Origin of the sequence: Kineococcus indalonis, from assembly GCF_009906395.1 — a bacterium.
GTDB lineage: Bacteria > Actinomycetota > Actinomycetes > Actinomycetales > Kineococcaceae > Kineococcus > Kineococcus indalonis.
In genome coordinates this window covers 1-9140 of record NZ_JAAALM010000118.1, presented here as the reverse complement: position 1 = coordinate 9140, position 9140 = coordinate 1, and the positions used below count along the sequence as shown (strand labels likewise).

11 protein-coding genes and 1 pseudogene are annotated in these 9140 nt (G+C 77.0%); 3 read left to right on the top strand and 9 right to left on the bottom strand.

The features are described 5' to 3' along the window. Positions 1–18 precede the first annotated feature (18 nt). Positions 19–1575 (top strand): alpha-L-fucosidase, encoded by a 1557-nt coding sequence (locus GTR00_RS08215; RefSeq protein WP_166611140.1) that lies wholly within the window; start codon positions 19–21, stop codon positions 1573–1575. 425 nt (positions 1576–2000) lie between these two features. On the opposite strand, the gene GTR00_RS08210 is transcribed toward GTR00_RS08215, so the two are convergent. From GTR00_RS08210 to GTR00_RS25685, 6 genes are all read right to left on the bottom strand, one after another. After that, entirely contained in the window at positions 2001–2312 is a 312-nt protein-coding gene (locus tag GTR00_RS08210) for an AzlD domain-containing protein (RefSeq protein WP_166611139.1), read from the bottom strand. Beyond that, complete coding sequence (locus GTR00_RS08205) at positions 2309–2968, bottom strand: AzlC family ABC transporter permease (RefSeq protein WP_323132331.1); 660 nt, start codon at positions 2966–2968, stop codon at positions 2309–2311. The genes GTR00_RS08210 and GTR00_RS08205 overlap by 4 nt, the downstream gene beginning before the upstream one ends. 197 nt (positions 2969–3165) lie before the next feature. After that, positions 3166–3678, bottom strand: a complete 513-nt coding sequence (locus tag GTR00_RS08200) for a hypothetical protein (RefSeq protein WP_166611137.1) — start codon at positions 3676–3678, stop codon at positions 3166–3168. A 74-nt stretch (positions 3679–3752) separates the two neighbouring features. Further along, complete coding sequence (locus tag GTR00_RS08195; RefSeq protein WP_166611136.1) at positions 3753–4004, bottom strand: PspC domain-containing protein; 252 nt, start codon at positions 4002–4004, stop codon at positions 3753–3755. Positions 4005–4158: 154 nt separating this feature from the next. Beyond that, on the bottom strand, positions 4159–4887 hold the full coding sequence (locus GTR00_RS25690) for an alpha/beta fold hydrolase (RefSeq protein WP_166611135.1): 729 nt from the start codon (positions 4885–4887) through the stop codon (positions 4159–4161). A 32-nt stretch (positions 4888–4919) separates the two neighbouring features. Next, positions 4920–5162, bottom strand: coding sequence for a hypothetical protein (locus GTR00_RS25685; protein WP_166611134.1), 243 nt, complete (start codon positions 5160–5162; stop codon positions 4920–4922). Between the two features lie 368 nt (positions 5163–5530). On the opposite strand from GTR00_RS25685, the gene GTR00_RS08180 reads away from it, so the two are divergent. Beyond that, the gene (locus GTR00_RS08180) at positions 5531–5884 is read left to right on the top strand and encodes a nuclear transport factor 2 family protein (RefSeq protein WP_323132330.1); all 354 of its coding nucleotides are present in this window, start codon (positions 5531–5533) and stop codon (positions 5882–5884) included. A gap of 41 nt (positions 5885–5925) precedes the next feature. Here the strand turns inward: GTR00_RS08180 and GTR00_RS08175 are convergent, their stop codons facing one another. Together GTR00_RS08175 and GTR00_RS08170 are read right to left on the bottom strand one after the other, a co-directional pair. Then, positions 5926–6819, bottom strand: a complete 894-nt coding sequence (locus GTR00_RS08175) for a class I SAM-dependent methyltransferase (RefSeq protein ID WP_166611133.1) — start codon at positions 6817–6819, stop codon at positions 5926–5928. 3 nt (positions 6820–6822) lie between these two features. Continuing rightward, positions 6823–7437, bottom strand: coding sequence for a TetR/AcrR family transcriptional regulator (locus GTR00_RS08170; RefSeq protein WP_166611132.1), 615 nt, complete (start codon positions 7435–7437; stop codon positions 6823–6825). A 105-nt stretch (positions 7438–7542) separates the two neighbouring features. Between GTR00_RS08170 and GTR00_RS08165 the strand changes: the two genes are divergently transcribed. Continuing rightward, positions 7543–8340 (top strand): SDR family NAD(P)-dependent oxidoreductase, encoded by a 798-nt coding sequence (locus GTR00_RS08165; protein WP_166611131.1) that lies wholly within the window; start codon positions 7543–7545, stop codon positions 8338–8340. A 106-nt stretch (positions 8341–8446) separates the two neighbouring features. Here the strand turns inward: GTR00_RS08165 and GTR00_RS23775 are convergent. Next, positions 8447–9140, bottom strand: a pseudogene (locus tag GTR00_RS23775) (FAD-dependent oxidoreductase); the annotation flags it as partial.

Here is a 9140-nt window from a genome sequence, read left to right as displayed (position 1 = left end):
CACCAGGAGCGCACCCCCATGCCCGAGCCCCTGCCGCGGCTGAACACCGCGGACCTGCCGCCGGCCGTCGACGTCTCCGACAACACGGCCGCGCTCGCCGCGGTCCGCGCCGTCGTCGACGCCGGTCCCTACACCGACGAGTGGGACTCCCTGCGCCGGTACCGCCCGCCCCGCTGGTACGTGGACGCCAAGTTCGGGATCTTCATCCACTGGGGCGTCTACTCGGTGCCGGCGTTCCGCAACGAGTGGTACTCGCGCACCATGTACCAGGAGGGCCGGCCGGAGTTCGAGCACCACCGCGAGGTCCACGGCGACCAGGCCGACTTCGGGTACAAGGACTTCATCCCCTCGTTCACCATGAGCGGTTTCGACCCCACCGACTGGGCGCGGCTGTTCCGGCGGGCGGGGGCGCAGTTCGTCGTCCCCGTGGCCGAGCACCACGACGGCTTCGCCATGTACGACACCGCGCGCTCGCGCTGGAGCGCGGCCAGGATGGGTCCCGAGCGGGACGTCCTCGGCGACCTGCTGGCCGCGGTGGACGAGGCGTGGATGGTGCGCGGGGCCTCCACGCACCGCGCCGAGCACTGGTTCTTCATGAACGGCGGCACGCGCTTCGACTCCGACGTGCGCGACCCGCGCTGGCAGGACTTCTACGGCCCCGCGCAGCGGGACGAGACCGCGCCGAACGAACGCTTCCTGGAGGACTGGCTCCTGCGCTGCGTCGAGGTCGTCGACAGGTACCGCCCGCAGGTGCTGTGGTTCGACTGGTGGATCGAGCAGCCGGCGTTCGAGCCGTACCTGCGCCAGCTCGCCGCCTACTACTACAACCGGGCGGCCCAGTGGGGCCGGGGCGTGGTCATCAACCACAAGTGGGACGCCTTCCCCGCCGGCGCCGCGGTGTACGACGTCGAGCGGGGCACGCTCGGCAGCACCCGCGAGCAGGTGTGGCAGAACGACACCTCGGTGTCCCGGACCTCCTGGTGCTGGGTGGACAGCCACGAGTACAAGAGCGCGAGCGACCTGGTCGCCGAGCTCGCCGACGTCGTCGCGAAGAACGGCGTGCTGCTGCTCAACATCGGCCCCAAGCCGGACGGGACCATCGCCGCGCAGGAGCGGGCGCTGCTGGAGCAGGTCGGCGACTGGCTCACCCGCAACGGCGAGGCGGTCTACGGCACCAGGCCGTGGCGCGTCTCCGGCGAGGGGCCGACGAAGACCGCCGCGGGTTCGTTCGTGGACGACGTCGCCGCGGGGTACACCGGCGCCGACGTGCGCTTCACGCACCGCGAGGACCCGGCGGGCGAGTACGTGTACGCCATCCTCCTCGCCGAACCCGAGGACGGCGTCGCCCGCGTCAAGGCGTTCGGCACCGGCTCGCCGCTGCTGGAGCGCGAGGTGCGGGAGGTGCACGTGCTGGGCGCCGGGCGGGCGCCGGAGTGGAGCCGGGGCCCGGACGAGCTCGTCGTGCGGCTGCCGCCCCGGGCCGCCGTAGCCGGCGGCCCGGTGGTCAAGCTGTTCTTCGAGCCCGAGCAGGTCCCCGAGCGCTGGGACTCACTGCACGGCCCCTCGCCCGCGTAGGGTCCGCGCGGGGGCGCTCTCCTGCCCGGGCGCACCGGCGCGGTGGAGGTCTGGGAGGAGTCGGTGGAGGTGGTGTGGACCGTGTTCCAGCCACCGGGGACCGCGATGGTGGCGAACGCGTGGTGCGCGCCGTCCGCCGCGACGAGGGTGGGGACCTTCACCGAGTGCACCGTGCGCGCGTCCGGCCGGGGGCTGTCGGGGCCGATCAGCGGTCCGGCGGACGAGACCGTGTGCGCTGCTCCGCGCTCGGCGGCCGGCGGTGCGGCCGGTCGGCGGTGCGTGCCGGCGCGCCTGCGGTGAGCGTTGGGGCCGAACCCGGCGGGGGTCGGCGCTGCGGCCCCGTACCGGCTGCAACGACAAGGACGACGTGACCCGTCGATGTCGAGCGCTCACGGTGCGTGCGGCAGACCCCGCTGCGCGCGGGGTCACCCCCACCCCAGCGCGCGCAGCCCGGCGGCCGTCAGGGCGGCGAGCACGACCACGACGAGGAACGGGGCCCGCAGGACGAGCGCGAGCACGGCGACCGCCAGCCCCGCGGCCCGGGCGTCGAGGACGAGGTCGCGCCCCGTGGAGAACGTCTGCAGCACCACCAGCGAGGCCAGCAGCGCGGCGGGCAGCGCCCCGGTGACCCGGCGGGTGCGGGGCTCCTCCAACCACGCCGGGGGCACCACGTAGCCGGCGAGCTTGGTGGCGAAGGCGATCGCCGCGGCCGCCAGCACCGCGGTCCACGTGCTCACGCGCCGCTCCCGCCGGAGCGGGCGGGCGAGAACCACGCGACCAGCGACCCGGCGAGCGCCGCGGCGACGACCGGCAGGCCCTGCGGGATCAGCGGCACCAGCAGCGTCGTCACCAGCGCACCGACGACCGCGACGGCCACGGGTTCGCGGGCGCGCAGGCGCGGCCACAGCAGCCCGACGAACGCCGCCGACGCGGCAGCGTCCAGGCCGAAGCGCTGCGGGTCGCCCAGGGCGCCGCCCACCAGCGCGCCCAGGAGGGTCGTGAGGTTCCAGCCGACGTAGACGCCCAGGCCGGTGACCCAGAAGGCCAGCCGCCGCGAGGGCGGCGTGGGCTGCGAGACCGCGACCGCCGTGGACTCGTCGATGGTCAGCTGCGCGGCGGCGAACCGGCGCCACCCGCGCGCCCGCAGCACCGGGCCGAGCTGCAGGCCGTACAGCGCGTTGCGCACCCCCAGCAGGGACGAGGCGGCGACGGCCGCGCCGACGGTGCCACCGCCGCCGAGCACGCCGATCAGCGCGAACTGCGAGCCGCCGCTGAACAGCAGCAGCGACAGCAGGCACGTCTGCACCACGCTCAACCCGCTCGTGACGCTCAGGGCGCCGAAGCTGACGCCGTACAGGCCGGTCGCGACCGCGACCGACAGGCCCTGCCGCACGGCCGCGGCGCGCTCGGCACGCTCGGCCGGTCCCGCGGGTTGCGCGGGTTGCGCGGGTTGCGCGGGTTGCGCGGGTTGCGCGGTGCCCCGCCGCTCGGGTGCTGCGTCGCTCACGGGGCCAGCATGCCGAACGCCCGGCCCCGGCGGCCGTCGCGTCCCCTCCGGAGCCCTCGCCGGAGCCCTCGCCGGAGCGGGCGTCACCGCGGCGCCGGCGCGCTCCCGCGGACGGTCAGCGGGCTCTGGACCGACAGGGAGACGCGGCGGTCGCGGCCGGGGGCGGGCCACGCCACCTGCACGATCCACTCGCCGTCCGGCTCGGCCAAGCGGTGGACCGCCACGGACGGCGTCGTCCCGCCCTGGTCCACCGTGGGCTCCGCCGTCCACCGCTGCTCGCGCAGCCAGGCGCCCACCGCGGCGGCCACCTCGGCGGGCGTGGCACCGGCAGCGAGGCGCACGGACGACGCGGTCGTCCAGGACGCCGTGTCGTGCTCCCGGCCGAGCAGCGGTCCGGCCTCGTCGAACCGCGGCCCGGAGGTCGCGCCGGCCGCGGGGTCGCCGTCCGCGGGGACGTGCTCGAGCATCGCGGCGTGGATCTGCTCGGCGCGGTCCCCGTGCTCCTCCAGACGGCTCTCCGGGGCGGGGGTCGAGCACCCCGCCAGCGCCACGACCAGCAGGAGGACACCCGTCCCGGCCCGGAGCGGCTCGCGCACGCCGCGACGCTAGCACCGGGTCCCCCCTCGCGGCCGGGATCCGCCTCGCGGGCCGGGCACCGGGGCCGCGGGCCTCAGGCCGCGGGGTGGTGGACGCCGGCAGCGGCCACCACCGCGTCGCCCTCGGGCATGAGCACCCACAGCAGCGGGTAGATCAGCACCTGGCTGCCGGGGACGACGACGAGGGTGGTGACGAACAGCGCGCGCACCGCCCAGGGGTCGATCCCGGAGCGCTGGGCCAGCCCGGCGCACACGCCGCCGAGGAGGCGGCCGTCGCGGGGGCGCACGAGGCCTCGGCGGGCGAAGGTGGTGTGGACGGCGTTCACGGTGGTCCTCCTCGGGGCGGGGACCCGCGGGCAGCGGGTCCGACGTCTCGAGGGTGCCCGTCGCGCCGGTGCGGCGGCATCGGGGACGGACCCTGACCGGTCCCTGAGCCGACCCCGGGCGCGCCCGGCGGCGGGTGCGCCCCGGGGTCGGGCCTCAGCCGCCGCGCAGCGCCTCCAGGACGACCGCGGCCACCTGCTCCGGCGCGCGCCAGATCAGGAAGTGGTCGCCCTCCAGGACCCGCACGTCCGCGCACCGCTGCGCGGCCTCGGCTCGCTGCCGCGCTCCCACCAGCGGGTCGTCCCGGCCGAGCAGGACGGTCGTGGGGGTGCTCTCCCAGCCGGCGGGCCCCTCCTGCGCGTCCGTGTCGATGCGCACGCTGGCCGGCCGGCGCGGGTGGCGGCGCAGGTGCTCGCGCACGTGCGCCGGGAACGTCGTGCCCACCTCCTGCTCCAGCCACCACTCGTCGTCCAGCAGGGAGGTGCCGCGGCCGGTCAGCGCGATGTGCTCGTGCTGCTCGATCCAGCCGGTGCCGAGGCCGGCGCTGCCCGCCGCGCGCGGGCACGAGGCCACGTGCAGCAGGTGGCGCACCCCCTCCTCCCCGTGCGAGGCGACCCCGATCACGTCACCGCCCCAGGAGAAGCCGACCAGCACCACCGGCGGGGAGGCGGCGCGCAGGACGGCGCGCACGTGCTCGGCGTCCTCGGGCAGACCGGCGTCGGGGCCGCGGTGCGAGGGCAGGTCGGGGGTGTGCACCCGCACCCCCGCGTCCTGCAGCAGGCGGCGCACCCAGTGCCAGTCCTGCGGACCGCCCCACGCGCCGTGCACGAGCACCGCGCTGCCCGACCCCGAACCCGCCAGCGGCCCTGCCGCACCGGACGCCACGCCGGACGGGGTGGCACCGATCGGGCGGCCGGTCACCCGCCCCGGGGCCGGGCGCGCACCTGCGCCGCGGCCGGTCCGACCGCCAGCACCGCCCCCGCCGCCAGCACCGCCCCCGCCGTGGTGGGCAGCCCCGCGACCAGCCCGGACGGGTACGTGCAACCCCCGTTCATCGAGCTGATCGACTGGCGCCGCCAGGTGCGCGAGCCGATCGAGCGCCACCCCGGGACCTTCGCGGTGCCGCAGGAGCTGCCCGCGGACACCACGACGGCCTTCACCAGCACCTGGTGGGAGCACCCCGTGCTCGACGTGATGTCGCGCGGTTCCGGCGTCGTCGTCTGCGCCGACGAGCTGCCCGCCTGCGAAGCAGCCCCGGGCGAGGCCCCGGTGCACCTGGTGCGCAGCGGCCGGGTGGGCTCGCTCCCCTCCCACGTGCTGCGCGAACCACCGTCCGAACCCGGCACCACCGGCGAGCTGAGCGCCGAGCAGCAGCGGTACCGGGAGACGGTGCCGTTCACCACCGCCGTGCCGGGGTGGGCAGCAGAGGAGGCGCGGGCGAGGAGGCGTGGGCGAGGAGGCGCGGGTGTGGGACCCTCGCCCCCGGGCCGACCCGCGAGCCCGGCGGGTGGACGAGCGAGGAGGACCGGTGACCGTCGAGGAACTCATGCACGCCAACCTCCTGGAGGTCTTCGCCGAGCGGGACCCCGCCCGGCGCCGGGCGGCCGTGGAGCGCCTCTACTCCCCCGACGTGACCTTCGCCGACCCCGAGGAGACGGTGGTGGGCCACCGGGCGCTGGACGAGAAGGCGCAGCGGCTGCTCGACGCGTCCCCGGGTTTCGCCTTCAGTCCCGACGGTCCCGTGCGGGTCGTGCAGGACCTGGGCCTGCTCGCCTGGCGGTTCGGGCCGGAGGGCGGGGAACCCGTGGTGCGCGGCACCGACATCGCGCTCGTCCGGGAGGGCCGCATCACCGCCGTCTACACGGTGCTGGCGGCGGACTGAGCGGGCCGGCCGGGCCCGCAGGGGTCTCCGGTCGTGGGCGGCTAGCGCCAGATGCTCAGCACGACCGGGCCCACCCGCTCGGTGAAGCGCCCCCGAGGGGCGGCCGCGGCCAGCAGGGCGCGCAGCTCCCGGTCGAAGGCGCCCAGGCGCTCGCCGAACAGGTGCGGGGCCGAGCTGGACAGCGAGTACACCGACGCGGCCACCTGCTCGGCGCTGCGCTCGACCTCCCGGCCGGGCAGGTGCAGGCGCTGCGGACCGCTGAACCCGGCGGCGCGGTAGACCTCGTCCTCACCCCCGGGCGTCCCGGAGGTCAGGACGCCGCGCCCGGCGCGCCGCCGCGGCCCCAGGTGGCGGCGCACGAGGGCGTCGACGGCCCGCCGCGGCGGGCGCGGGTGCGCGGGTGCGCCCGGGCCGCCCGCCCCCGGGCCGCCCTCGTCCCGGCTGTCGACGCCCTCGTGCGTGGTGGCGCTGACGTGGACCAGCGCGCCGCCGGGCACGAGCGCCGCGCGCACCGCCGCCGCGACGCGGGGCCGGTCCACCCAGTGGAAGGACTGCGCGAAGGTCACCAACCGGGGCGCGGGCAGGTCGGCGGGCAGGTCCTCGGCGCGCAGGTGGCGCCAGCGCACGTTGCGCACCCCCTGCTGCGCGGCCAGCCGCGCCGCCTCGGCGAGCATCGCCTCGTCCGCGTCGACGCCGACGGCCAGCGCCACGTGCGGGGCCAGCAGCAGCGTCAGCGACCCCGGCCCGCAGCCCACGTCGAGCAGCACGCCCGAGCCGTCCAGGGGCAGCGCCCGGGCGAGCTCGCCGGCCAGCTCGGGCGGGTAGGGCACCCGGCCGAGCGCGTAGTGGGCGGCGCTGCCGGCGTACAGCGAGGGGTCCCAGCTCCACGCCGGTCCGCCGCCGGGTCCCGGCGGTTCCCGCGGCGGCGTGCTCACGCCTCAGCGTCCCACGGCCCGGGCCCGCCGGGCGGGCGCGGGCAGGTGCCCGGGCAGTTCGGCGACGACGGCGTCGAGGAGCTCCCCCAGCGCGCCCGGGGCGGCCGAGGCGGCGATCCAGCGCCGGTAGGACTCGCGCCAGACCGTCAGCAGCAGCCCCGCCGCCAGGCTCGCCTCGTCGGCGGCGACGCCCTGCCGGCGCAGGAACGCCTCGGCCTGCTGCTGCCAGCGCAGCTGCTGGGCGAGGTCGCGGGCGCGCAGGACCGGGTTCTCCTCCAGGACGCGCTCGCGGGCGCACTTGACCTCGCCGTCCTGCTCGGCGGAGCCGGCCAGCGCCCGCACCCCGTGCAGCAGCCGGGCCAGCGGCGCGGTGCCCGGGGGTGCTGCGGCGGCCGCCTCGACGACCAGCGCGAAGACGTCCTCGTCCGCGGCGAACATCGCCTCGTCCTTGTCGGGCACGTGGCGGAAGAAGGTGCGCGTGGACACGTCCGCGGCGTCGGCGATGTCGGCCACCGTCGTCGCCTCGTAGCCCCGCTCGGCGAACAGGCGCAGGGCGTGCTCGGCCAGCGCGCGCCGGGTGGCGGCCTGGCGGCGCTGGCGGGGGGTGGGTCGCTCCACGCCCGCATTCCAGCACACGACACCTTGACAAGCCGAGCCGAAGTGGCACACCGTGACACATCGACGCGCAGAGACGCGTCACCCCCGACACGTCAGGAGCTCCCCGTGGACGTCACCGGTTCCACCGCCCTGGTCACCGGCGCCTCCGGCGGCATCGGCGCCGGCATCGCGCGGGCCCTGGCCGCCCGCGGCGCCGACCTCGTGCTGGTCGCGCGCAGCGCGGCGAAGCTGGAGGCCCTGGCCGCCCGCGCGCGCGCCGAGCACGGCCGCCGGGTCCTCGTGGTGCCGCTCGACCTGTCCACCCCCGGGGCCGGCGCGCGGGTGCAGGAGGCGCTGGCCGGCCGCGAGGTCGACGTCCTGGTCAACAACGCCGGTTTCGGGGTCAGCGGCCGGGTGGCCGACGTCCCGGACCCCTCCGCGCTGACGGCGATGGTCACGCTGAACTGCACGACGCTGACCGACCTGACCGCCCGGTTCCTGCCGGGCATGGTCCGCCGCGGCCACGGCGCCGTCGTCAACGTCGCCAGCATGGCCGCCTACGCGCCCTCCCCCGGGTTCGCCGCCTACGCGGCCTCGAAGGCGTTCGTGCTGTCCCTCTCGCAGGCGCTGTGGGCCGAGACCCGCGGCACCGGGGTGCGGGTGGCGGCCCTGTCCCCGACGGTCACCGACACCGGGTTCTTCGACGTCGCCGGCGAGGCCGCGGGCGCGGGGCTGCGCCGGCGCAGCGTCGAGCAGGTGGTCGCCACGTTCTTCGACACCCTGGACGCGGACCGCCCCGCCGTCGTCGACGGCCGGCGCAACGAGGTCCTCGCCGCCGCCGCGCAGCTGACCCCGCGCGGGCCGTTCCTGCGCGCGCTCGGCCCACGCTTCGCCGACCGGGTCACCGGCGACGCCACCCGCTGACCCGCTGACCCGCTGACCCGCTGACCCGCTGGCGCCTCGAGCGTCCAGCGCGACGTCCCCCAGCGGCTTGGAGCAGCAGATGAGCACCTTGCCGGCGGCGACCTCAGCCGTTGCAGGCCTCCACGCCGGCGCCCATGACGAGCTCGCCCTTGTGCGCCTGCGAGACGTACACGTGCACCGCGTTGGACATGACGATCGTGGGGTGCACCGGTTCGAGCAGCTCGCAGACCAGCGCCTGCAGCGGGTGGGACTGGATCGGCACGCGGATGCCGAGCATGTCGGTCAGCACGGAGGTGCCGCCGGCGGCGGCCAGGGCCACCTTGCCGCAGGCGATGTCCCCGCGGGTGGTGCGCACCCCGGTGACGCGGTCGCCGTCGGTGGTGAGACCGGTGACCTCGCAGTCCTGGAGGACGTCGACGCCGGCGGCGTCGATGCGCCGGGCGAAGCCCCAGCCGACGTGGTCGTGCTTGGCGATGCCGGCGCGCGGCTGGTGGGTCGCGCCCAGCACCGGGTAGCCCAGGTCCTCCTCCAGGTGCTCCCACAGCTCCAGGGAGTGCTCGCAGGTGGCCGCCGAGGCGTCCCAGAGGTAGTGGGAGCGGATGGGGTGGTGTTGCGGGCCGTGTTCCCGCCGGCCAGCCAGTCCTTCTCCGGCACGGCGACGTCCGTGATGCCGTGCTCCTCCACCAGGTAGTGCGCGGTGGCCAGGCCGTGCCCGCCGCCGCCGACGACGACGTAGGCCTTGCGCGGCTCGGGGTTGCGCCACGGGAAGCCGGGGTGCTCGGAAAGGTCCGCCCCGGGGG

Bases quoted from the DNA above. Each gene is read 5' to 3' on its own strand.
- GTR00_RS08215 (WP_166611140.1), top strand. From the start codon at position 19: ATGCCCGAGCCCCTGCCGCGGCTGAACACCGCGGACCTGCCGCCGGCC.